The organism is Cryobacterium luteum (assembly GCF_900110125.1).
Taxonomy (GTDB): domain Bacteria; phylum Actinomycetota; class Actinomycetes; order Actinomycetales; family Microbacteriaceae; genus Cryobacterium; species Cryobacterium luteum.
Map to the genome: position 1 here is coordinate 24,373 of NZ_FOCN01000012.1, position 23,712 is coordinate 48,084.

Sequence of the window (23,712 nt, forward strand, 5' to 3'; positions counted from 1 at the left end):
GGATCAGGCGTTGACGAGAGCGGCCTCCGGTGCATCAACCGGGCGCTTGCGCACCGCGAAGCGCTTCAGGCCGACAACGGCGAACGCCGATACCAGCGTACCGATCACGATCGCGAGCAGGAACAACCAGAAGTTGTCGATGGCGAAGAACACGAACACGCCGCCGTGCGGCGCCTGGCTCGTGACGTTCCAGGCCATCGACAGGCCACCGGTGACGGCGGCACCGAGCATGGCGGCCGGAATCACCCGGAACACGTCGGCGGCGGCGAACGGAATGGCGCCCTCGGTGATGAAGGATGCGCCGAGCAGCCAGGCAGCCTTACCGTTCTCGCGCTCGGTCACGCTGAAAAGCTTCTTGTCGACCACGGTGGCGAGGGCCATCGCGAGCGGCGGCACCATGCCCGCAGCCATGACCGCGGCCATGATCTGCCACGGAGCCTGGTTGGCGAGGGTTGCTGTGCCGAGGCCAGTGACGGCGAAGGCATAGGCGACCTTGTTGACCGGTCCGCCGAGGTCGAAGGCCATCATGAGGCCGAGGATGACACCGAGAATCACAGCGGATGCTCCGGTCATGCCGGTCAGCCAGTCACCCAGCCCGATGGTGAGCAGGGCGATCGGCCCACCGAGCACGATGAACATCAAACCGGAGGCGACGATCGACGCGATGAGGGGAATGATCACGACGGGCATCAGGCTGCGCAGCCAACGCGGAACGCTGAGCTTGGCGAAGCTCGCGGCCACGACACCGGCGAGCAGACCGCCGACGATGCCGCCGAGGAACCCGGCATCCATGAATCCGGCGACGGCGCCGGCGACGAAGCCAGGGGCGATGCCGGGGCGGTCGGCGATGGCGAAGGCGATATAGCCGGCCAGCGCGGGAACCAGGAAACCCATCGACAATTGGCCGATCTTGAAGAAGACGGCCCCGAGGTAGGTGAGGAGACCGCCGTCGGGCAGGTTGAACAGGCTGTTGTCCAGCACGACTTTGTCGGCCACATCCGTGATCTGGTAACCGCCGAGCAGAAAGCCGAGGGCGATGAGCAGGCCTCCGCCGGCGACGAACGGAATCATGTAGCTGACGCCGGTGAGCAGCGCGCGCTTGAGCTTCTGGCCCAGGTGCTCGCTCTTCTCCTCCGACGCGCCACTCTGGTCAGCGGAGCCGCTGACCCGACGGGAGTTCGGATTGAGCGCGGCGGCGAGGGCTTCCTCGATCAACCGTTCGGGTTCGTCGATGCCGCGCTTGACCGGGGCGTTGATGACGGGCAGGCCGGCAAAGCGTTCCCGACCGCGCACGTCGACGTCGACGGCGAAGATGACGGCGTCGGCCGCGGCGATCACGGCGGGGTCGAGCGGGGTGAGGCCGGCCGAGCCCTGGGTCTCGACCTGCAGGTCGACTCCGACGGCCTTGGCCGCGGCCACGAGGGAGTCGGCCGCCATATAGGTGTGGGCGATTCCGGTCGGGCAGGCGGTGACGGCGACAATGCGCTTCACGCCGCTCGCAGCCGGGCCGGTGCCGGTGTTCGCGTTGTCACTGGCATTGTCGCTGGCGTGGGCGCCCGCGACAACGGCAACCGGGGCGACGACTTTGTTCACCAGCTCGACGATCTGCTCTGCGGTCGACGCGGACCGCAGGGCTGCGGTGAAGTCCTTCTTCATGAGCGACCGGGCGAGCTTGGCCAGAATCTTCAGGTGCTCCTGGTCGGCACCGTCGGGCGCGGCGATGAGAAAGACAAGGTCGGCCGGGCCGTCCTTGGATCCGAAATCGACCGGGGTCGACAGGCGGGCCAGCGCGAGGGTGGGTTCGAGCACGGCGGTGGAGCGGCAGTGCGGGATGGCGAGGCCCCCCGGAATGCCGGTGGCGGTCTTCGCCTCGCGAGCGAGGGCATCCGCGTAGAGGCTGTCGAATTCGGTCGCGCGGCCGGCCGCGACGACGAGCTCGGCCAGGTGTCGAATGACATCTTTCGGCTCGGTACCGAGATGGGTGTCCAGAGCGACAAGCTCCGGGGTAATCAGTGCACTCACTGGTCATCCTCCTTTGGATGTGTGGCCAGCACCGGCCGGGGGACCGATTCTGGGGCAAGGTCCGTCACAGTGACGGCGCTGGGGTTGGTTTGGTGCAGGGCGGGAACGGTGGAACCGGGCAGGGAGGCTGCGGCGGCGCCGTGAGCGGCGGCCTGGCGCAGGCAGTCGGGGGCGCTCGCGCCGAGGTTGCTTTGCAACAGGTAGCCGGCGAGGGCGGAGTCGCCGGCGCCGACGGTGCTGACGGCGAGCATCGGGGGAGTGGTGGCGAGCCAACTGCCGCCGGCGGTGACGAGCACGGCGCCCTTCGCGCCGAGGGTGGCCAGCACGGCTCCGACGCCGCCGGCGATGAGAACGCGCGCCGCGTCCACGACCAGGTCGGGGTTCGCCTCGAGGGTGTCACCGTCGAAGAGTCCGCTCAGTTCGGCGAGTTCCTCGGCGTTGGGCTTGAGCAGGTCGGGGTGGGCCAGTGCGGCGGCGGCGAGCGGGCCGCCCGAGGAATCCACGGCCACCCGGGGTGCCTGGCTGCCGAGCCGAGCGCGCAGCTCGCGAATGATCCGCGCGTAGAAGTCGTCGGGCACGCCCGGCGGCACCGATCCGGCCAGTACGAGCCAGCTCGCGCCGACCGACTGTTCCAGCACGAGGGCGACGAGGGCATCCTGCTGGGCGAGCGTCAACACCGGACCGGGTTCGTTGAGCTTGGTCGTGGTGCCGTCGGGTTCGGTGATCGCGACGTTGCTGCGGAGCGGTGCTCCGATCGGCAGGCCGAGGTGCGGAATGTGGTGGCTGGTCAGGGCCAGCAGCACCGGGTCGTCGGGGTCTCCGGGCAGAATGGCGAGGCTTTCGATGCCGCTCGCTTCCAGGGCGCGGCAGATGTTGACGCCCTTGCCGCCCGGCTCGCCGTGGGCGGCGACCGCACGCTGTACCTCGCCGCGCTCGAGCGGGCCGGCCAGCTCGATGGTGCGGTCGAGGCTTGGGTTGGGGGTCAGGGTGACGATCATGCGATCACCACGTCGACGTCGGCTGCGGCGAGGGCTGCGGCGAGCTGCGCGGAGGGCGCAGCATCCGTTATCAAAGTGTCGATATCGGCGAGGGCGGCAAAGCAGACGAGCGTCTCCTGGTCGAGCTTGCTGGAATCGGCGAGCACGACGACGCGGCGGGCCGACGTGACGATGGCCGATTTGACGGCCGCTTCAACCGAGTCGGGGGTGCTGAGCCCGAAACTCGCGCTGATGCCGTTGGTGCCGATGAATGCGATGTCGGGGCGGAGCGCCTCGAGCTGCGCGACGGTGCCGGCGCCGACGATGGCACTGGTGAGTCCGCGTACACGCCCACCGAGGATGTGCAGTTGGATCGTCTCGTTGCGGGAGAGCTTGCCGGCGATCGGAACCGCATTGGTGATAACGAGCAGCGAGTCGCCGGTGACGGCTGGCGTCCAGCCGGCGAGACGGTCGGCGAGACGCTCGGTGGTGCTTCCGGCGTCGAGCACGATGGAACCGGTGCGGCTCGCGGGAATCATGCGCATGGCGGCGTCGGCAATGCGCGACTTCTCGTCGAGACGCTGCGTCTGGCGTTCGTCGAGGCTCGGTTCAGACAGGCTCAGGCGGTCGATGGCGACGGCGCCGCCGTGGACGCGGCGCAGCTGGCGGGCGGCTTCGAGGGTGTCGAGGTCGCGGCGGACGGTCTCGGCGGTGATGGCGAATCGCGCGGCGAGGTCGGTCACGGTGACCCGGCCCTGGGTTGCCACGAGCGCGGCGATCAAGAGTTGACGTTCTTCGGCGAACACGATGCCTCCTCGTCGATGAGTGACGTTGTCACAAGAAGTTGTTTCAACTGACTTTAGCTGTGTTTATTTTTGTTTGTCAAGAAATAGAAGATAAACAAAGAATAACGGGGCTCGGTCTGCGGTTGGCAGCGGCGGTCAGGTAAAGCGGATGCTGTCGGTCGGCTCTGCCGGTCAGTACTGTCGGTGCATCCCGGTAGCGTCGAGAGCATGAAGATTTTGCACACCTCGGACTGGCACATCGGGCGCACCTTCCACACCCACTCCACGCTTGAGCACCTCGGCATCGTGCTGGACGCCCTGGTGGAGATCGTGCGTGACCGCGGCGTCGACGTGGTGGCTGTGGCGGGCGACGTGTTCGACTCGGCCATACCCTCGAAAGAGGGCTACGCGCTGCTGACCGGCACGCTGCGGCGCCTTAAAGAGGCCGGGGCATCCGTTGTCATGACGAGCGGCAATCACGACTCGGCGACCCGGCTCGGCTTTCAGTCGGAGTGGGCGGCCCTGGCCGGCATTCACGTTGTGACCGGGCCCGAGCAATACCTCGAACCGATCACCATCACCGACGAGCACGGCCCGGTATATTTCTACGGCATTCCCTATCTGGAGCCCGTGCTCATTCGCCATTTGCACCCCGATGTGCCGCTCAAGACGCACGAGCAGGTGCTGAACTTCGCCATGACGCGTATTCGAGCGGATCTGGCACTGCGCAACCTCACCCTCGGTTCCCTATCTGCCCGCGGCGGCCGCAGCGTCGTGCTCTCGCACTGCTTCGCGGCCGGAGTGGCGCCGGCCGCCGAGGCGAGCGATGTCGAGCGCGATATCACCGCCGGCGGGCTCGACGTCGTGCCAGTCGGTGTCTTCGACGGCTGCGACTACGTCGCGCTCGGCCACATTCACGGACGGGCCACCCTGACCGAGCGGGTTCGTTACTCCGGCGCGCCCCTGCACTATTCCTTCTCCGAGGTCGGCAAGCCGCGTGGGGCCTGGCTGGTCGAACTCGGTGCCGCGGGCCTCGGTGCCACTGAAGACGGTACCCACGCGACCGTTGAGTGGATCGACCTGCCCGTGCCACGCCGACTCACGGTGCTCACCGGCGAACTCGCCACGCTGCTCGCCGATGAGACCCTCGCCGGCACCGAGGGCGACTGGGTGAAGGCCATCCTCACCGACCAGGTGCGCCCGCTCGATGCCATGCGATCAATGCAGACCAGATTCGCGCACTGCGTGGCGCTCGAGCACCGGCCGACGATCACGCTCGAAGCGGATGGCTCTACCTACGCCGAGCGGATACGTGCCGCCACCAGTGATGCAGAGATCGTGGCGGGGTTCCTGTCGTTCGTGCGCAACGGGGTCGGGCCCTCCGAATTCGAGAGCGCACTGATCGCGCAGCTGCAAACCGAACAGGGCGCGAAAGAGGCAAACGCATGAAGATCAAGCGCCTGCGTCTGGCCGGGTTCGGCCCCTTCAAGAACGAGCAGATCGTCGATTTCGAGCGGTTCGACTCCGACGGAATCTTTCTCATCACGGGCAAGACCGGCGCCGGCAAGTCCAGCATCCTCGACGCAATCTGTTTCGCCCTCTATGACCAGGTACCGCGTTTCACCGACACCGAGCAGCGGTTGCGCAGCGACTACTGCGAGCCCGATGATCCCACCTTCGTCGAACTCGACTTCAGCCTGCGCGGGCGGGACTACCGGCTGCTGCGCAGCCCGAAATATGAGCGAGCGAAGAAGAACGGTACCGGAACGACCAGCGCGGCGCCGACGGCTGTGCTGCAGCTTCGCCAGGGCGGGGAATGGCGGGGTATTGCGGCCAAGCCCCGAGAAGTCGGCCTCGAACTGAGCACCATCCTGCCCTTGAAGGCCGACCAATTCCTCCAGGTGATCCTGCTCGCTCAAAACCGGTTCCAGTACTTCCTGTTGGCCAAAACCGAGGAACGTCGTGCGGTGCTGCGCACACTGTTTGGCACCACCCGCTTCGAACAGTTGGAGTCCGCGCTGATCACGCGCCGCAAATCTCTCGACGAGAGTCTCGCTGCCGTTCAGCGCGATGTCGCTGAGCATGCCACCGCAGCCATGCACCAGCTGCGACTCTCCGTGCTGCCAGTCGAGCCCGACCTCGGCTGGTTTCGGGGCGCACTCGACGGCCTGAATCGCGAGGTCGACCTCGCCGCGCACGACGCGGAAGCCGCGGCGGCGACGCTGGCCGAAGCGACGGTCCAGCACCGAGCGGCCACCGAGACGCAGCGGCGTCAGGCCAGGCGTGCCCTCGCCGAGTCCACTCTGGCGACCCTCGACACCCGGTCTGGCGAGGTCGACGACCAGCGCGATACGCTGCGCCACGCCGCGCGGGCGGCGCGGGTCTGGCCGCACATTCGCGCCAGCCGGGCGGCGACTCTCGCCTGGCAGGCGGCTCTGGCCGACGAATCCCTGGCCCGGGCGGCCTGGCTTTCGTTCGACGTGTCGTTGCGTGCACATGGTGTCGGTGCACATGGTGGCGGTGCGATTGGTGCCAGTGCGAATGGTGTCAGTGCGAGCGGTGCCGGTGCGAATGGTGCCAGCGCGAGCGACGCGGCTGCGCCGGCAGGCTCCGAGTCGGCGCTGGGCCCGATCATGGATGCCCTCGTGAGACGGCTCGGAGCGCTCGCCGAGGTGCTCGAGGAGGAGAAGCGACTTCCGGCCCTTGACCATGAAATCACGACGTTGTTCGATCTGCTCGCCGGTCACACGGATGACCTGAAGCGTGCCCAGCAGCGACTCGATGATCTGCCCCAGCAGATCGATTTCGTCGGCGTGCAGCTCGCGGCAGCGACCGTCACCGCCGCCGGTGAGACCGACGCTGAGGAAGCCGTTCACCGGGCCGACGCCGGGCTCGCGGCCGCCGAAGACGTCGTGTTCGTACTGGCCGGGTTGATCGGGGCGAACGAGCACCTGCTGGGCCGCAGTCGCGATAATGCGGCGGCCGCCATCGACTACGAGGTGCTCGTGGCCCGGCGCATTGCCGGGCAGGCGTCGGAACTTGCCGGGTACCTCGTGGATGGTGCCGCGTGTGCGGTCTGCGGGTCCATCGAACACCCCGCACCGGCGGCAGCCCAGGAGGGGCTGGTGACTGCGGCCGACCTCAGTACGGCCCGTGACCAGCTGCAGGAATGGCAGCAGCAACTGGCCGACGCCCAGGAGACCGCGGCCGCCCTCACGAATCGGCTCGCGCAGGCGCAGGCGCTGGCCGGGCAACGCAGTGTCGATGAGTTTCGTGCTGACCGCGCTGCCGCGGCCACTCGGTTGGCGACCGCACGCACGGCGGCCGGTCTGGTCGAGGGGCTTCGGCAGAATCAGGCCGACCTCCGGCACGGCCTGACCCTGGCCCAGGCAGCGGTGCTGGCCGCCCGAGTGTCACGCGATTCCGCGTCCGACACGCACAGCGTGCGCTCCGGGCTGCGCGACCTGCTCGCTGCACGCGTGGGAGCGCAGCGCGGCGAGTGCGACAGCGTGACCGACCAGGTTCTCGCCCTGCAGCAGCAGCTGGCCTGTGCGCGCGCACTCGACGGCGCGCAAGATCTCAGCCGGCAACGCGCCGCGGCCACCGATGCCGCAACTCGCCAGCGTGACGGTCAGCTGGAGGAAGAAGGCTTCGACGACGAGCAGACGGCCGTCGCGGCGCGGCGGGATGAGAGGGAGATCGCACGCTTAGAGACCGTCGTGCGCTCCTATGACGACGAGCGTGCAGCAGCGCGAGCGGCAGCGGCCCATCCTGAGCTGGTCGATCTTGCGTGGGAACCGGTCGATATCGAGCCGTCCCTGCGGGCGTTCGACTCCGCCAGCAGCGCGCGCGATGCGGCGGTGAGCGCGCACGGCTCGCTCACCGAACGGGCCGGTCAGCTCACGCAACTCGTGCGGCAGGTCGCGACGAGATTCGCAGCATCCGCTGACTTATTGAACGTGCACTCCCAGGTGCGTCAGCTGGCCGACGTCATGCAGGGTGACGAACCGAACACCAAGCGGATGCGGTTGGAAACCTACGTGCTGGCCGCCCAGCTGGAAGAGATTGTCGTGGCGGCCAACCTGCGGCTGCGGACGATGACGAGCGGACGCTACGCACTCGAACACGATGACTCCCGGGTGAAGGGTGGCGCGCGCTCCGGTTTGGGCCTGATGATCCGAGACGGGTTCACCGGTCGCGCGCGGGCGACGCACTCGTTGTCGGGAGGTGAGACATTCCTCGCCTCCCTCGCCCTCGCGCTCGGCCTGGCTGAGGTGGTGTCCGGGCAGGCGGGCGGGATCACGCTCGATACCCTGTTCGTTGATGAGGGCTTCGGCTCGCTCGACAGCGAGACCCTCGAGACCGCCATGGGCACCCTCGACACCCTGCGCGCCGGTGGCCGCACGATCGGCCTGATCAGCCACGTCGACTCCATGAAGGAACAGATTCCGGCCACGCTGCGCATCTCGGTGACCGACCAGGGCCACAGCCGAATTGAGGCCGATTCGGCCGGCGCCTGACCCTGGGGGCGGCGGGTGGACTGATGGGGTTGACCGCAGGCATTGCCGATCCGGGGCGAGCCTGTCACCATCGGAACGTTGCCTCAACGAAGCGAGCCGCGCCAGGGAGACCGAATGAAAAAGATCCTCTACATCGACCTCGACAACACCCTCGTCAACGTGCAGTCGGGAATCGACCGACTCACCAACGCCGAGTACATCCGCTACGAGAAGCGGCTCGATGAAGTACCCGGAATTTTCGCCCGGATGGAGCCGATCAGTGGCGCTATCGACGCGTTTCACACTCTCGCCCGCTCGTTCGACACCTACATCCTGTCGATGGCCCCGTGGGGTAACGCGACTGCCTGGCAGCACAAGCTCGAGTGGGTGCAGGAACATCTCGGAGCGGATGTCGGTGGCCCGGCCTACAAACGCCTCATTCTCTCGCACCACAAGCATCTCAACCGGGGCGACTTTTTGGTCGATGACGGGTCGGCCATCGGTGCTGACCGGTTCGAGGGCGAGCTGATCAAGTTTCTGTCCCCGCTCTTTCCTGATTGGAATACGGTGACGCGCTACCTGCTGGAACGCGCCGAGAGCGCACCGCGCCCGGAGTTCTCCTCCCGCTCGCTGCGCCGACGGGCGCTCCACGGTGGCGCGGCGCTGACACCGTGATCGTGAGTTCAAGTGCCCCTAACCTAATTTCGCGATTCTGGTAAGAAAACGAGTGAATTGGGATCTTGATCACGTGCGGGGCATTCGGTATATTCATGGTGCTTAGACCAGTCCGATCGCCCTGCCGACCGGACTGGTCTTTCCATTTCGCGAGCGCGACACCTGAACCTGTGCAATGCGCGCGGGATACCACACTTCGTCCAAATTCTTTGTCTAGGGGTTTACCCACATGTAAATCTGGGGTAATCTCACTTTCAGACAGGCTCGCATCGGTCCCGGAATCCACCCGGACGGGTGCCGGCCACCAGATGATTGGGTGAAGACGATGGTGGAACTGAAGAAGATGACAGAACTGAAATCGGACTTCGTTCCGATGGGCGAAGTCAGCGCTGATGAGCGTTCGCGCATGGCTTTCGGCAAAGCCGGAGTGCACCGCGATGATCGTTACGCCGTCGCCGTGAATGCTGAAGGCGAAATTCTTTTGACCCCGCCCGTGTCCATACCTCGCCGCGAGCTCCTGGTCTGGGACGACGAGGGCATCCGGGCCGCCCTGGTGCGGGGCCTCGAACACAGCAGTAAGGAAGAGACCAGCGAGGGTGGCGACTTCACCCGCTACGCCGATGAGGAGCACGCGGACGACGAGTCTGCCGCATCGGCCGAGCCCCGATCATGAGTTTCACGCTCCTTCTCACGAGAGAAGCAGCATCGGGACTGTCCATCCTCGAAACGAAGCCACAATTGGTGGGCCGTCTCAAACGGGTGCGCACCGCACTCGGTCGGCTTCAATTGAACCCCGACGACCCGGCGTTGCGCTCACACAAGTACGTGTCTCTCGCCGGCAAGAAGGGGGAAGCCGTTTGGGACTCCTACATTGAGCACCGAACGCCTACGGCCGGCCGCATCTACTGGCATTACGGCCCGGGACTCGACCGCATCACCGTGGTGATCATCACGCCGCACCCGTAAGCTTCTCGCCCCGGCTGCTGCGCCCTAGAACGGGTGGAGCAGCCGGTGCAGGAACTGGCGGGTGCGTTCCTGCTTGGGGTTCCGCAGCAGTTGTTTCGGGTCGCCACGCTCGACGATGGTGCCGCCGTCTACGAAGGCTATTTCGTGTGCGACCTCGCGGGCGAATTCGAGTTCGTGGGTGACGATGACCATGCTCCAGCCCTCGTCGGCCAGCTCCTTGATCAGGCGGAGAACATCGCCGACAAGCTCCGGATCGAGGGCCGAGGTCGGCTCGTCGAACAACAGCAGCTGTGGGCGCAGTGCGAGGGCCCGAACGATGCCCACCCGCTGCTGCTGGCCGCCGGAGAGTTCGAACGGGTAGCTGCCCTGCTTGTCGGTCAGGCCGACCCGGTCGAGCAGCGCGAGCGCCTCGGTCGTGACCTCGGCGATCGGGCGACGCTGCACGACGACCGGACCCTCGATCACGTTCTGCAGCACGGTTTTATGCGGAAACAGGTTGTAGTGCTGAAAGACCATGGCCGACCGGTCGCGCAGGCCGGCGAGCTGCTTCGGCGTGGTCTTGGCGGCGAAGTCGATGGTTACCGTGGCGGGCGATGCGGTACCCCGACCGGTAGCCGTGACGGCCCCAGCCCGGTCGCCACTCACCGCTGCGGCGACCTCGATGGTACCGCCGTCGGACAGTTCCAGCCCATTCAGGCAGCGCAAAATCGTGGTCTTGCCGGAGCCGGAGGGGCCGATCAGGGCGAGCACGCGGCCGCGGCCCACGGTGAGGTCCACCGATTCCAGCACCCGGTTGCTGCCGAAACTCTTCCGCAGGCCCCGAACCCGCAGCAGCCAAGCGGATGCGGCGGCATCCCCTTGGCCGGTCGGTTGTGAAAGATCAGCGGGCGACATAACGGTCCAATCGCTTCTCAAGAAAACCCTGCCCGGTGGACAGCACCAGGCAGATGACCCAGTAGATGAGGGCTGCTTCCAAATAGATCAGCATGAATTCCTGACTGAAAGCCGCTATCTGCTGCGCCTCACGAAACAGCTCGGTGACCAGAATCACTGACGCCAGCGAGGTGTCTTTGACGAGGCTGATGAACGTGTTCGACAGCGGCGGCACCGACACCCGGGCCGCCTGCGGCAGGATGATGCGGGTGAGGGCACGGCTGTGCGACATGCCGATCATGTAGGCGGCTTCCCACTGGCCTTTGGGCACCGAGAGAATAGCGGCACGGATGACCTCCGCTGCGTACCCGCCGACATTGATCGAGAAAGCGACGACCGCGCTCGGCCACGGGTCGATCGTCACGCCGACCGAGGGCAGCCCGTAGAAGATCACGAACAGCTGCACAAGCAGCGGAGTACCGCGCACGATCGAGATGTAGCCGCGCGCTATGCCCGACAGCCAGCGCTTCGCCGACAGCCGCATGAGCGCGAGAACGAGCGCGAGCGCGAGACCGATCGCGAACGACATCAGGGCAAGCGGAATCGTGCCGCGTACCGCGCCGTCGAGCATCGGCCAGAGCGAGTCGACGAACAACTCCCAGTCAGGCTGGATCATCAAATGAGCGTCACTGGCTGACGTCGGCGCCGAAGTACTTGTCGGAGAGCTCGGCGAGCGTTCCGTCGCTGCTGAGGGTCGTGAGGGCTTCGCTCACGGCTTCGGCCAGCGCAGTGCCGTCCTTCGCGAAGGCGAAGGCGCTCTCCGAGCGATCCTCGGTTTCGGCGGCGATCTTCAAGTTCTTTGCGCCGGAGGACTTCTGGTAGTCGAGGAAGGTCAGTTTGTCGTTGACCGTGGCATCAACCCGGCCCTGTTCGACCAGGGCGACCGACTGGGCCCAGCCCTCGACGCCTTCGACGGTCGCGCCGCTCTCGGTGGCGAGGGCGTTCCAGTTGCTGGTGAGCGACTGCGCTGTGGTCAGGCCGTCGAGGCTCGCGAACGACGTGATCGACGTGTTGTCGGCGGGAACGACGATGACACCGGTCGAGTAGGTGTACGGCGTGGAGAATTCGTACGCCTCAAGGCGTTCCGGAGTGATCGACACCTGGTTGGCGATGGTGTCCCAGCGGCCCGCGGTGAGGCCGGCGAAGATACCGTCCCACTGGGTTTCTTCGAACACGGCGACAACGCCGAGTTCGGCGGCGACGGCTCGCGCCACCTCGACGTCATAGCCGGTGAGGTCGCCCGAACCGTCTTTGTGGAACGAGAACGGCCGGTAGGTGCCCTCGGTGCCGATGGTGAGCGTGCCGGAGTCGAGTACGCTGCTCAGCGAGTCGTCGGTGCCGGCCGCGCTCTCAGCGGTCGGGGCGGAGCAGCCGGCGAGGGTGAGCGCAACGACGCTGAGCAGGGCAGCCGGAATGAATCTGAGCTTCATGAAAGAACGCCTAACGATCTAGGTGGAGCGAGCGCGGGTCGTGCGGGTGCTGCCCCAGAGTGTGCGGAGGCCGCGGGTGGCGGCCTACTCAGGGTAACAAGGAGCCGCAAGCCCTAAATATTCCAGTTACGCACTATTTCGGTTATGCACTGTTTTCGGTTAAGCGCGACGAGGAGCTACGAGCGCAGGGCCAGGGTGAACGGCAGCACGGCCGAAGCGCCATGCCGGCGCAGCACGCGGGCCGCCACGGTCAGAGTCCACCGGCTGTCGGCGAGGTCGTCGATGAGCAGGAGGGGGCGCCCGGCGAACGGGGTGAGCGCCGACGCCAGCTCGGGGCCGACGGTGAAGCGGTCCCAAACGCTCGACAGTCGGTAGGCGCTGTTGCCGCCGGGCTCGCCGGTGGGGCCGCCATTCGCCCAGTCGAGTGCGCCGAGCCACGGCAGCCGGCCGACCTCGGCTAGTGAACGGGCCACCGAATTGATGAGAAGCGGATGCCGCCGCGACGGCATCCCGACGATGGCCGCCGGGCGCTCGGCCCACCCCCACTCGGCCAGCACACGCACACAGGCGGCGAGCATGGCGGGCGGGGCTGCGGCATCCGCGTGGCCGGTCGCGAACAGGTCACGCAGGGGACCGCCCCAGCCGAGGTCGGTGAGTCGGGCCAGCGCGCGGCCGGGTTCGGCGCGTTCGGTGAGCGGGATTTTGCCCGTGGCAGCGACGCCGAGGCTGCTCATGCCGGTGGGCCACTGGGCGCGCACCTCGATGGCGACGCCGACCCGGTCGAGCGACTTCGCGGCTGTGACCGCAGCCCCCTCGGCCAGATCACTCGGATACCAGATGCCCTGGCAGTTGTCGCAGCGACCGCAGGCTACGGCGGTGTCGTCATCGAGGGAGCGTTGCAGAAATTCCATGCGGCAGCCGGTGGTGCTTTCAAATTCGAGCATCGCTTGCTGCTCGCCGAGCCGGGCCGCCGCGATGCGTTCGTAGCGTTCTTCGTCGTAGACCCAGGGCTGCCCGGTGGACTGCCAGCCGCCTTTCACCCGGTGCACGGCGCCGTCGACGTCGAGCACCTTCAGCAGCAGTTCGAGCGGCGTGCGCCGAAGGTCGACCCTGGCTTCCAGCGCCGGGGTCGACAGGGGAGCGCCGGCCGCTTCGAGCGCGCCGATCACGGCGAGGGCCTTCGCCTGGTTGGGCATCGAGGCAGTGGCGAAATAGTGCCAGATGGCCTCGTCTTCGGCGCCGGGCAGCAGCAGCACGTCGGCCGAGGCGGTGGCACGGCCGGCGCGACCGACCTGCTGGTAGTAGGCCACCGGGGATGAGGGAGCCCCGAGGTGCAGCACGAAGCCGAGGTCGGGTTTGTCGAACCCCATGCCGAGCGCGCTCGTCGCAATGAGCGCCTTGACCTGGTTGGACTTGAGCAGCCCCTCGGATTCTTCACGTTCGGCCGTGTCGGTCTGCCCGGTATAGGCGCGCACCGCGTGGCCGGCTTCCCGCAGCAGCCGGGCGGTGTCCTCGGCGGCCGCCACGGTGAGGGTGTAGATGATGCCGCTGCCCGGCAGCTCGCCGAGGTGGCTGAGTAGCCAGGCCAGACGGGCGCGCGAATCGGGCAGTCGCAGCACGCCGAGCCGCAGCGAGGAACGAGCGAGCGGGCCGCGAATGGTGACGACCTCGGCCGTGCCCATTGTGCCCACGGTAGCGCCGTCGACACCGGTCGCGACCATGCCGACCTGCTCCGCGACATCCTGCACCACGCGGCTGTTGGCGGTCGCCGTGGTGGCGAGCACGGGAACGCCCGCCGGCATCTGCGCGATCAGCTCGCGCAAGCGGCGGTAGTCCGGGCGAAAATCGTGGCCCCAGTCGGAGATGCAGTGCGCCTCATCAACCACGAGCAAGCCCACCCGAGCGATCAGCGCGGGCAGCTGCTCATCGCGAAAGGACGGGTTGTTCAGTCGCTCCGGCGACACCAGAAGCACATCGACCTCGTCGGCGTCGAGCTGCCGCAGCACGTCGGTCCATTCGTGGGCGTTCGACGAGTTGATCGACACCGCCCGCACGCCGGCGCGGGCCGCGGCGGCGACCTGGTCGCGCATGAGGGCCAGCAGCGGCGAGACCAGAATGGTCGGGCCGGCGCCCTGACGACGCAGCAGCAGGGTGGCCACAAAATACACGGCCGATTTGCCCCACCCGGTGCGCTGCACCACGAGCGCGCGGCGGCGGTGGTCGACGAGGGTTTCGATGGCCTCGTACTGACCGGTATGAAAATCGGCGTCGCCCTGCCCCACCAGGGTGCGCAGAATGGCCAGAGCGGATGCGCGGGTGTCGGTCATCCTTCAAGGGTGCCAGATGCCGCCGACACTCCTATTCGCTGGTCTGGTGATGACGGCAGCAGCGATCGACCCCGCCTGAAATTGGGATTGCTTCGATGGTGTTGATCCCGCTGGGAATACACCCGCCGAACCCATTCGCCAGACACAGCCGCTGAGCCCCGTCGCCGTCGGGGCGGGTTCGCAGTGCGTGTCGCGGGGCATCCGACGCCGTCGAGGGGGATCGCTCAGTAGGCTCGGTGGGTGAACGTGATTCAGGAGATCGAAACGCGACTGCCGGAACAGGCCGTCGTCGGTTTTCGTCGGCTCATCGGGCAGGCGCGGGTCAACGATTCGATCCTGCTGCAGGAGCGCGCCATGGCGCGCATGGTCGCTCCCGCGCAGTGGATACTGACCCGGGTCGGGACCGACGGCATCCGCTTGACCAAAGCCGGGCACCTGCCGCCGGCGGTCGTGCTCGAAGCTTCTGCCGAGCTTGACTGGGGCTGGCCGATGAGCGTCAACCGCGAAGTGCACCTGCGGCCGCTGCAGGAACTGCGCGGGCACCTGCGCGACGTGGGATTGCTGCGGGTCAGTAAGGGGATGCTCGTGCTCACGAGAAAGGGCGCCGCACTGTCCGGCTCGCCCCGCGAGCTCTGGTGGTACCTGGCCCGCAGCATCCACCACAGCCGTACGCCCGCGGTGAGTGACGCCACCCGCCTGCTGCTGTTGTTCGTCGCGACCCGCGGCCTCGCCCGGCGCGAAGACTATCTCACAACCCTGTCGCGCGCGCTGGGCTCGCTTGGCTGGGTGCAGTCGGACGGCCAGGAGCCCACGACGGAGTCGGTCTGGCACCTCGTCGACACCAAGTGGCGCCTGCTCGACCGGCTCGGTGCGTTCGAGCAGACCGAGGCCTGGCACGGGGACCGCGGCACGGTCACCGTCGGTGGCGCCGCCTTCGCGCGCGCCGCGCTGCAGTCCGACGCACCGAACGACCCGCCCGCCGATTTGGACGCACCAGGCGATTTGTAGCACGCGGCCCGCGGCAGCCGCTGCCTCGCGCTGGTGGTTGGATGGATGAATGGATGCCTACACCGCCGATTTCTCCGCCTTTCTGCAAGCGTCACCGTCGTCGTACCACGCCGCCGCCGAGGTAGCTCGGCGGCTCGACGTGGCCGGTTTCACCCGGCTCGAGGAATCGGCGAGTTGGACGACCGACGAGGTCACCGGTCACTACGTCGTGCGAGACGGCGCCGTCATCGCCTGGTCACAGCCGGCTGCCGCCGGTCCCATCACGCCGTTCCGTATCCTCGGCGCCCACACCGACTCCCCGGGTTTCAAACTCAAACCCAAGCCCACGATCGGCGCGTTCGGCTGGCTGCAGGCCGGCGTTGAGGTGTACGGCGGGCCGCTGCTGAATTCCTGGCTGGACCGTGAGCTCGAACTCGCCGGTCGGCTGGTCACCCGGGACGGCACCGAGCACCTCGTGCGCACCGGACCGTTCCTGCGCATTCCGCAACTCGCCGTGCACCTCGACCGTGAGGTGAACAACGCCCTGACTCTCGATCGGCAACGTCATCTCACTCCCGTCTTCGGCGTTGGCGACGCGTCGGAGGCCGACCTGGTGGCCCACCTTGCCGACCTGGCCGGCCTGCAGGCAGCGGATGTCGCGGGTTACGACGTTCTGACGGCTGACACCCAGCCGCCCGCCACCTTCGGTCTCGGCAACGCGCTGTTCGCGGCCGGCCGCCTCGACAATCTTTCCTCCGTCTACGCCGGCCTGCAGGCCCTGATCCAGGCGAGCGAGCAGACCGGCGGCCCGATCAGCGTGCTCGCCGGGTTCGACCACGAAGAACTCGGCTCCCAGTCCCGCTCCGGCGCGAGCGGCCCGCTGCTCGACGACATTCTCACCCGCATTGGTCACGGCCTCGGCGCGACCGGGTCAGAGCATCTGCAGGCCTACGCCGAATCCTGGTGCCTCTCCGCCGACGCCGGTCATGCCGTGCACCCCAACTATCCCGAACGGCACGATCCCACGAACCGGCCCATTCTCGGCGGCGGCCCGCTGCTCAAGATCAACGCCAACCAGCGCTACGCGACGGATGCCCACGGCGCAGCCCTCTGGGCTCGCAGCTGCGCCCAAGCGAACGTCGACTACCAGGAATTCGTCTCGAACAACACGGTTCCCTGCGGTTCGACCATCGGACCGCTGACCGCGACCCGGCTCGGCATTCGCGTCGTCGACGTGGGCGTGCCCTTGTTGTCGATGCACTCCGCCCGTGAACTCTGCCACGTCAACGATCCGCGGGCTCTGAGCGCGGCCGCCAGAGCCTTCTTCGCGCCGGAGGCGTAGCGGTCCGCCCGGGCGGCGTCGGGAAATCAGGCTTCCGGAACCAGCCCGGCGGTGGGGGCGAGTCGCGCGAGCCGCGTGCGGGCGGCATCCTCTGAGGTCGAGGTGGGGCCGAGCAGCGTGCGAACGATACGGAGAACGATCCGGGTACCCCAGATGACGGGCAGACGGGATGGTTTCAGGCCGAGCATGTCGCGATACTCGCGCGGAATCGACGCCACAGCCCCCGCGAACATGATGCGGTAGAACGGCAGCATGCCCCGACTGAGCGGCGGGTAGCGGATGAATCGCACCGCGTCGGCCACGCGGGCGTCACTTTTCAGCGTGCCGGCCCGGCGAAAAGCCTCGAGCTGTGCGGCAAGCTCCGCGGCGGAATGTGGGGCATTCTGCACGCCGATGAGTTCGCCGGCGGTCGCCCATTCGCTGACGTAGCGGTCGGCGCCGCCGGGAATGGCGTCGCCCCAGAGCAGGTGGGATTGCAGGAACGCATCGGTGAAGACGACGTGCACCCACGACAAGAGCTCCGGGTCGCCCGCGGCATAGGGGCGCTCTTCGCCGCGCGCATCAAGGTAGGTTCCGGCCACGCGGTCGTGAAAGTGGGCGACGCGGCCCGATTCGCGCTCGGCGACGACCGTGTCGGCGAAGGTCACCGTGACCAGCCACTGAATCGTGCCGGACAGGCGGCCGAGCGGGTCCTCGTGATAGCGGGACCAATCGTGTACACCGGCCATGGCGCCGGGGTGCAGGGTCTGCATGAGCAGGGCGCGGATGCCGGCGACCATGGTCGCCATTCCGCCGTGTACGGTCCAGGCCGCGCTTCCGGGGCCGAAGTATCCCGCATTGTCGCCGGTCTCGATCTTGTCGACCCAGCCTGGCCGCCCATCGCTGTTCCCTGAGAGCGTCACCAGAAGGTGCGAGCGCCAGCTGTCCGTGAATCTGGTCATTCAAGATGGTAGCTCTGTCTCGCTGGACGCCCGCCGCGAACGGCCTGTTCACCTCCACGATGACGAAGACCAGGCGGCCAACTTCGGATCGGATGGCACCCGACGTAGGCTGATTCGGTACACGAATTCGACCCAGGGGGCGGCACTTGACCGACACAGCACTATGAGCACGTCCACGATGGCCACCGATTCCCCCGCGCCGAGCACCAACAGAAAAGTCATCGCACTCGCCGTCGCCGGCGCTCTGGGCGGCTTTCTGTTCGGATTCGATTCCTCGGTCATCAATGGAGCCGTCAATGCGGTGCAGGAGGAATTCGGGCTGAATGCCACCCTCACCGGGTTCGCCGTGGCCTGCGCCCTGCTCGGCGCCGCGGCGGGCGCCTTCTTCGGCGGCCGCTTCGCAGACCGCTACGGACGCATCCCCATGATGCTGCTCGGCGGCGTGGTGTTCCTGGTCAGCTCGATCGGTTCCGGCTTTTCTTTCGGCGTCGTCGATCTGATCATCTGGAGGGTTGTTGGTGGACTCGGTATCGGACTGGCATCCGTTGTCGCGCCGGCCTATATTGCTGAGATCTCACCGCGTCAGATGCGCGGCCGACTCGGGTCGCTGCAGCAGCTCGCGATCACCCTCGGCATCTTTACTGCTCTGCTCTCCGACGCCGTGTTCGCCGAAAGCGCGGGCGGCGCCGGCAGTGAATTCTGGTTGGGCCTCGAAGCCTGGCGTTGGATGTTCCTGGCCGGCGCCGTGCCGGCCATCGTTTACGGCGGCATCGCCTTCATCCTGCCGGAATCTCCCCGCTTCCTGATTTTGAAAGACAAGGAAGCGGATGCCCGCGCCGTCTTCACTCGGCTCTGGCCGAGTGGTGACGTCGATCGGGAGATTCGCGACATGCGTCGTTCGATCGAGGTCGATGCCCGGTCGCAGAGGGCTGGATCCCTGCGCGGCAGTGCCTTCGGCCTCAAGCCGATCGTCTGGGTCGGCATCATTCTGTCGGTATTCCAGCAGTTCGTCGGCATCAACGTGATCTTCTACTATTCGACCACCCTGTGGGAGGCGGTCGGTTTCGCGGAATCCAACTCGCTGACCATCTCCGTGATCACCTCGGTGACCAATATTCTGGTCACCCTGGTCGCGATCGCCCTGGTCGACCGGATCGGTCGACGACCGATCCTGCTGAGCGGGTCCATCGGAATGACGGTGTCCCTCGCGACGATGGCAGTGGCGTTCAGTCAGTCGGTGACGGTCGGCGGCGAGCTGAGCCTGCCGGGGGCGTGGGCGCCGATCGCCCTGGTCGCCGCGAACCTGTTCGTCATCGCGTTCGGTGCGTCCTGGGGTCCCGTGGTCTGGGTGTTGCTCGGCGAGATGTTCCCCAACTCGATTCGAGCCAAGGCCCTCGGTCTCGCCGCGGCCGCCCAGTGGATCGCCAATTTTCTCATCACCGTCAGCTTCCCGCCGATGGCCGATGCCTCCCTGCCGATCACCTATGGCCTGTACGCCCTGTTCGCCGGGCTCTCCTTCTGGTTCGTGCTGCGCAAGGTGCCCGAAACGAACGGTATGTCGCTTGAAGAAGCTGACACCCTGTTGCCTCCGAAAAATTCAGCTAAAAGAGCCACCGCAGCGAGGTGAGATTTAAGCAGCATTTGGCGATACCCACAAGCCCCCGAACGGGCTATCGCAACACGAGGGGTTTGCGGATAACTTCGCAGAACAAGATTGTGGAGTGTGACCATGCCCGAACGTGGATACGCCGTTATAAGTTTGAAAACCACCGGACTGTTCCCGTACCAGCGGGATCGGGTCGTCGAGGTAGCCGTGGTGCACCTCGACGAGGGTGGTCACCTTTCTGCGCGCTGGCAGACCGTCATCAACCCCGGCAGCAATGCCGGTGACGTGGCGACGCATGGCGTCAGCACTGCCGAGCTGCTGCGAGCGCCGACCTTCGAGCAGGTTGCGCCACGACTGGTCGAGCTGTTGCGCGGCCGGGTGTTGGTGACCCACAACGCTCAGTTCGTCACCGGATTTCTGATGCGTGAATTCGAACTGATCGGCTATGCCCCCGGGCGAGGGCTGGAGGCGGTCTGCACCATGCACCTGGCCCGCAACTACCTGCCGGGAGCAGGCCGACTGCTCATAGACTGCTGCGCGGCCTACGACATCGAGATCGAGCCCGGTCCCGGCGCGCTGGTGCAGGCCGAGGCGTGTGCGAGCCTGTTGGCGGCCTACGTGCACGGCTCACCCAGCGCGGCACCGTGGATCAACGCCCTCGACCGAGCCGAACAGTGCGACTGGCCGACAATCGTGGGTTCGAGCGCGGCCCCGTGGGTGCAGCGCGACCCCTCGATGACGATCGACGTCGTGCCGACGCCGAGTTTCTTGGCCAGGGCGGCCGTGAAGCTCCCCGACTACACCGGCCCGGAGGAACACCTCGACTATCTCGCCCTGCTCGACCTGTGCCTTCTTGATCGCGTCCTTTCGCCGAGCCAGACGCGAGAACTTCACGTTCTCGCCGAATTGAGCGGTATCACAGCGGCAGATCGTGGTGCCCTGCATCATCGGTACTTTGACGACCTCGTGCGCGTGGCCTGGAGCGAAGGCACCCTCCGCGTCGAAGATTCTGCGGACCTGATCGCGGTCGCCCGCATGCTCGATGTCACTCCCGAGGCCACCGCCGCAGTGCTGGCCGCACCCACCACGCCGGCTCGCCCACCGATCTCCTCGATCGATACGGTGCTCCTGGAACACGGTGACATCGTGGTGTTGACCGGTGAGATGGCCCGCGCCCGCTCCGACTGGGGCCGGGAGCTGGTCGCGCGTGGCCTCTCGCTCGGCACCGCGGTCACCCTGCGCACCCGCCTGCTCGTGGCCGCCGATCCGGAGTCGGTGACCGGTAAGACCGGTAAGGCCCGCGACTACGGCATCCCCATTGTCTCCGAATTCGGCCTGCGGTCTCTCATCGGGGTGCGCTGAACGGACGGCTAACGGCGGCGCGCTGCCGCCTTCTCGGCGCAGGCGATGCACAGATCAGCGGCCGGTTTGATCTCCAGTCGCCCGTCCGGGATGCGCTCGCCGCCGCGCACGCACAGACCGTACTTTCCATCGACAATGCGTTGCAGGGCCCGATCGATCGACGCGAGCTCTTCGACGGCTTCGCCCTGGAATCCCGACATGCGTGACCATTCGGTGCGCAGCGAGGAGGCTTCCGCGTCGTGGGCGCCGTCCGCGGAACCGTCACTGCGGGAGCTCTGCACCCCATCGAAGGTGTCGGCGAGGCGCTGGAACTCGACGGTCAGCTCGAGCCGACGTTCCCCGAGTGCGGTCTCGAACACGTGCAATTGGGCGGCGTCAAAGGGAGAAGCGGACATATTCCATGGTCCCACGGCTCAAATCAGGCCGCGGACATACTCTTCGACGGTCACACCGCGGGCTGCAGCCCGCTGAACCAACAGCCGGTGCTCGTCAGCGCTCAATGACAGCGTCACCCGGTGCAGCTCACCGTTGCTGCGAATCACGTCGGGGCCGTGCGGGTCGGTCAGGTCGCGATGGTCCTCGCCGATGTCATCGCCGAGGTCGTCGAAGGAGAACAACTCGTCGTGCGCGTAGGCACCGGCCCGTTCGGTGACCCGCTCTGTCGTGAGGGTCGGTGCGCTCTGCCCACCGGATACTGCCGCCCTGCTCGACGCCACCGGTTCGGGCGAACCCCCGCGAAACCCCGGTCCGGCCGGCGCGGACCGCCCGCGCTGGAACGCCTCGGCCGCACCGCGCGCGCGCACATCGGCGGCCTCGTTGAGCGGATGCCCGACGTGACCCTTCACCCATTCGAACCGGTACCGACGCCCCGCGATGGCCTCGTCGATCTCCTTGAGCAGGTCCAGGTTCATCACGGGCTTGCCGTCACCCTTGCGCCAGCCCTTGGCCTTCCAGCCCTTCATCCACTTGGTCACCGAATTGATCACGTACTGGCTGTCGCACAGGATGAGCAGGTCGTCGTCGAGGTGCGCGGTGGCCCGGAACAGCTCGAGTACGGCCTTCAGCTCGCCCTGGTTGTTGGTGGCGTGCTTCCAGCCGCCGGCCGCCCAACAGGAATCGTCGACGTACCAGGCCCAGCCGGCCGGTCCGGGGTTTCCGAGGGCAGAACCGTCGGCGGCGGCGGTGATCGTCATGTGCGGGCCTTTCAAACAGCGTCCCGTTCGGGCGCAAGGTGTTCCAGTCTGCCACTTCGGGTATCCGCTGCCGGCATCATCGGGCGCAATCGGATTGTGTCCGTCATGTAACAGCGCCCCAACAACCCCCCGAACGGCCTGTGATCATCTGGTGATCGAAAGGTAACGGGTGTCACGGTTGCCGGAAACACACGCTGGCTAACGTCGAAGTCATGGTCAGCCGCTCGGGCTGCCTGCCGTTTCATTTCAAGGGGACTTCGATGACATCCAGCACCGTTGAATCAGCACCGAACCTGATCGACACCGATAGGGCGGTGCTCGTACACCGTGCGGGTCGCTGGATCGACAATTGGAATCCCGAGAACAAGAAACAGTGGGACCGGGGCGGTAAGCTCATCGCCGCCCGCAACCTCAAATGGTCGATCTTCGCTGAGTTCCTCGGTTTTGTGGTCTGGCAGCTGTGGAGCATCGTCGTGGTGTCGCTGCCGGCCGCCGGCTTCACCTTTTCCATCACCGAGGTGTTCTGGCTCATCTCGATGCCGAGCCTCGTCGGCGCGACCCTGCGTTTTCCGTACACCTTCATGGTGCCCAAATTCGGTGGCCGCAACTGGACCATCATCTCGGCCGGGCTGCTGCTGATCCCGTCGATCGCCCTCGGCTTCTGCGTTGGCAACCCCGACACCCCGTTCGGTGTGATGCTGTTCGTCGCCGCCCTGGCCGGTTTCGGCGGCGGCAACTTCGCCAGCTCGATGTCGAACATCACCTATTTCTACCCGCAGAGCCAAAAGGGTTACGCGCTCGGCCTGAACGCCGCCGGCGGCAACCTCGGCGCCTCGATGGCCCAGCTCATCGTGCCGATCGTGATCACCCTCGGCGCCGTCGGAACACTGAACATATCTTTCGCCGGCTGGTTCTGGATCCCGTTCATCCTCGTCGCCATGTGGGGTGCCTGGAAGTATATGGACAACCTCACCAACGCCAAGGCCGACTTCGCCGGGTCGATCGCGGCGATCAAGGAACCGCACTTCTGGATTCTTGCCGTGCTGTACATCGGCACCTTCGGCTCCTTCATCGGCTTCGCGAGCGTGTTCCCCAAGCTCATCGCCGACCAGTTCCCGACCTATTCCACCTTCCAGGTCGCGTCGGCCTCCCTGTCGCTCGCGTTCATCGGTGCCCTCGTCGGTTCGCTGGCCCGCCCGGCCGGCGGTCGCCTGGCCGACCGCTTCGGCGGGGCATCCGTCACGGTCGCTGCTTTCGGCGTGATGGCCGTCGGCGCCCTCGTGGTCGTCGCGGTGCTGCCGCTCGGTAACTTCTGGGCGTTCCTCGGCAGCTTTCTGCTCATCTTCGTAGCGACCGGCATCGGCAATGGCTCGACCTACCGCATGATCCCGAGCGTGTTCTCGGCCCGCAGCGGCGTGAAAGACGCCCACCAGAACTCGGGCGACGTCAACACGCAGCGCAAAACAGCCGCAGCCCTCGGCCTCATCTCCGCCGTCGGCGCCTACGGCGGGTTCATCATCCCGCAGGTACTCGGCTTCTCCAAAACCAGCACCGGCGACTATTCCAGCGCCATCTACGCCTTCGCGCTCGCCTACGTGGTCATGATGTGCGTCACCGCCTTCGTCTACCTGCGCCGCGGTTCCTCCGTCGCCGGCCAGAAGATCTAG

The 23,712-nt window shown here is 66.7% G+C and carries 20 protein-coding genes; 10 read left to right on the top strand and 10 right to left on the bottom strand.

Annotation, left to right across the window (positions count from 1 at the left end):
- Positions 1 to 3: 3 nt before the first annotated feature.
- From BMW72_RS12360 to BMW72_RS12370, 3 genes are read right to left on the bottom strand one after another with little or no spacing between them, the layout of a single operon-like run.
- The gene (locus BMW72_RS12360) at positions 4 to 2,022 is read right to left on the bottom strand and encodes a PTS fructose transporter subunit IIABC (RefSeq protein WP_092110989.1); all 2,019 of its coding nucleotides are present in this window, start codon (positions 2,020 to 2,022) and stop codon (positions 4 to 6) included.
- Positions 2,019 to 3,020, bottom strand: a complete 1,002-nt coding sequence (locus BMW72_RS12365; protein WP_092110991.1) for a 1-phosphofructokinase family hexose kinase — start codon at positions 3,018 to 3,020, stop codon at positions 2,019 to 2,021. Before BMW72_RS12365 ends, BMW72_RS12360 begins: the two co-directional genes overlap by 4 nt.
- On the bottom strand, positions 3,017 to 3,805 hold the full coding sequence (locus BMW72_RS12370; protein WP_092110993.1) for a DeoR/GlpR family DNA-binding transcription regulator: 789 nt from the start codon (positions 3,803 to 3,805) through the stop codon (positions 3,017 to 3,019). Before BMW72_RS12370 ends, BMW72_RS12365 begins: the two co-directional genes overlap by 4 nt.
- A 207-nt stretch (positions 3,806 to 4,012) precedes the next feature.
- On the opposite strand from BMW72_RS12370, the gene BMW72_RS12375 reads away from it, so the two are divergent.
- The 5 genes from BMW72_RS12375 to BMW72_RS12395 all read left to right on the top strand — a co-directional run bounded on the left by BMW72_RS12375 (position 4,013) and on the right by BMW72_RS12395 (position 9,924).
- Entirely contained in the window at positions 4,013 to 5,233 is a 1,221-nt protein-coding gene (locus tag BMW72_RS12375) for an exonuclease SbcCD subunit D (protein WP_092110995.1), read from the top strand.
- Complete coding sequence (locus BMW72_RS12380) at positions 5,230 to 8,304, top strand: AAA family ATPase (RefSeq protein ID WP_092110997.1); 3,075 nt, start codon at positions 5,230 to 5,232, stop codon at positions 8,302 to 8,304. The genes BMW72_RS12375 and BMW72_RS12380 overlap by 4 nt, the downstream gene beginning before the upstream one ends.
- A gap of 114 nt (positions 8,305 to 8,418) precedes the next feature.
- Positions 8,419 to 8,958 (top strand): 5' nucleotidase, NT5C type, encoded by a 540-nt coding sequence (locus tag BMW72_RS12385; protein WP_092110999.1) that lies wholly within the window; start codon positions 8,419 to 8,421, stop codon positions 8,956 to 8,958.
- Positions 8,959 to 9,301: 343 nt separating this feature from the next.
- Entirely contained in the window at positions 9,302 to 9,631 is a 330-nt protein-coding gene (locus BMW72_RS12390; RefSeq protein WP_092111100.1) for a hypothetical protein, read from the top strand.
- The gene (locus BMW72_RS12395; RefSeq protein ID WP_092111002.1) at positions 9,628 to 9,924 is read left to right on the top strand and encodes a hypothetical protein; all 297 of its coding nucleotides are present in this window, start codon (positions 9,628 to 9,630) and stop codon (positions 9,922 to 9,924) included. The genes BMW72_RS12390 and BMW72_RS12395 overlap by 4 nt, the downstream gene beginning before the upstream one ends.
- 24 nt (positions 9,925 to 9,948) lie before the next feature.
- Here BMW72_RS12395 and BMW72_RS12400 read toward each other — a convergent pair whose 3' ends face one another.
- The 4 genes from BMW72_RS12400 to BMW72_RS12415 form a co-directional block, all read right to left on the bottom strand.
- On the bottom strand, positions 9,949 to 10,818 hold the full coding sequence (locus tag BMW72_RS12400) for an amino acid ABC transporter ATP-binding protein (protein WP_092111004.1): 870 nt from the start codon (positions 10,816 to 10,818) through the stop codon (positions 9,949 to 9,951).
- Positions 10,805 to 11,473: an amino acid ABC transporter permease gene (locus BMW72_RS12405; RefSeq protein WP_092111006.1), complete on the bottom strand. Its 669-nt coding sequence runs from the start codon at positions 11,471 to 11,473 to the stop codon at positions 10,805 to 10,807. Before BMW72_RS12405 ends, BMW72_RS12400 begins: the two co-directional genes overlap by 14 nt.
- Positions 11,474 to 11,483: 10 nt before the next feature.
- Positions 11,484 to 12,287 carry an amino acid ABC transporter substrate-binding protein gene (locus tag BMW72_RS12410; protein WP_092111008.1) on the bottom strand — a complete coding sequence of 268 codons (804 nt, stop codon included), beginning with the start codon at positions 12,285 to 12,287 and terminating at the stop codon, positions 11,484 to 11,486.
- Positions 12,288 to 12,463: 176 nt separating this feature from the next.
- The gene (locus tag BMW72_RS12415) at positions 12,464 to 14,614 is read right to left on the bottom strand and encodes a RecQ family ATP-dependent DNA helicase (protein WP_092111009.1); all 2,151 of its coding nucleotides are present in this window, start codon (positions 14,612 to 14,614) and stop codon (positions 12,464 to 12,466) included.
- Positions 14,615 to 14,854: 240 nt separating this feature from the next.
- Between BMW72_RS12415 and BMW72_RS12420 the strand changes: the two genes are divergently transcribed.
- A complete protein-coding gene (locus BMW72_RS12420) occupies positions 14,855 to 15,622 on the top strand; it encodes a hypothetical protein (RefSeq protein WP_092111011.1) in 768 nt (255 codons plus the stop codon).
- A 49-nt stretch (positions 15,623 to 15,671) separates the two neighbouring features.
- Complete coding sequence (locus tag BMW72_RS12425; protein ID WP_092111012.1) at positions 15,672 to 16,943, top strand: M18 family aminopeptidase; 1,272 nt, start codon at positions 15,672 to 15,674, stop codon at positions 16,941 to 16,943.
- Positions 16,944 to 16,969: 26 nt separating this feature from the next.
- On the opposite strand, the gene BMW72_RS12430 is transcribed toward BMW72_RS12425, so the two are convergent.
- Complete coding sequence (locus BMW72_RS12430; RefSeq protein WP_092111014.1) at positions 16,970 to 17,884, bottom strand: oxygenase MpaB family protein; 915 nt, start codon at positions 17,882 to 17,884, stop codon at positions 16,970 to 16,972.
- A 112-nt stretch (positions 17,885 to 17,996) separates the two neighbouring features.
- Between BMW72_RS12430 and BMW72_RS12435 the strand changes: the two genes are divergently transcribed.
- Both BMW72_RS12435 and BMW72_RS12440 read left to right on the top strand, forming a co-directional pair.
- A complete protein-coding gene (locus tag BMW72_RS12435) occupies positions 17,997 to 19,511 on the top strand; it encodes a sugar porter family MFS transporter (RefSeq protein ID WP_370448747.1) in 1,515 nt (504 codons plus the stop codon).
- A 102-nt stretch (positions 19,512 to 19,613) separates the two neighbouring features.
- Positions 19,614 to 20,852 carry an exonuclease domain-containing protein gene (locus BMW72_RS12440; protein WP_092111018.1) on the top strand — a complete coding sequence of 413 codons (1,239 nt, stop codon included), beginning with the start codon at positions 19,614 to 19,616 and terminating at the stop codon, positions 20,850 to 20,852.
- An 8-nt stretch (positions 20,853 to 20,860) separates the two neighbouring features.
- Here BMW72_RS12440 and BMW72_RS12445 read toward each other — a convergent pair whose 3' ends face one another.
- A complete protein-coding gene (locus BMW72_RS12445; protein WP_092111019.1) occupies positions 20,861 to 21,247 on the bottom strand; it encodes a TraR/DksA family transcriptional regulator in 387 nt (128 codons plus the stop codon).
- Positions 21,248 to 21,265: 18 nt separating this feature from the next.
- Entirely contained in the window at positions 21,266 to 22,045 is a 780-nt protein-coding gene (locus BMW72_RS12450) for an RNase H family protein (protein WP_092111021.1), read from the bottom strand.
- Positions 22,046 to 22,305: 260 nt separating this feature from the next.
- Here BMW72_RS12450 and BMW72_RS12455 point away from each other — a divergent pair, with 260 nt between their 5' ends.
- Positions 22,306 to 23,712 carry an MFS transporter gene (locus BMW72_RS12455; RefSeq protein ID WP_092111101.1) on the top strand — a complete coding sequence of 469 codons (1,407 nt, stop codon included), beginning with the start codon at positions 22,306 to 22,308 and terminating at the stop codon, positions 23,710 to 23,712.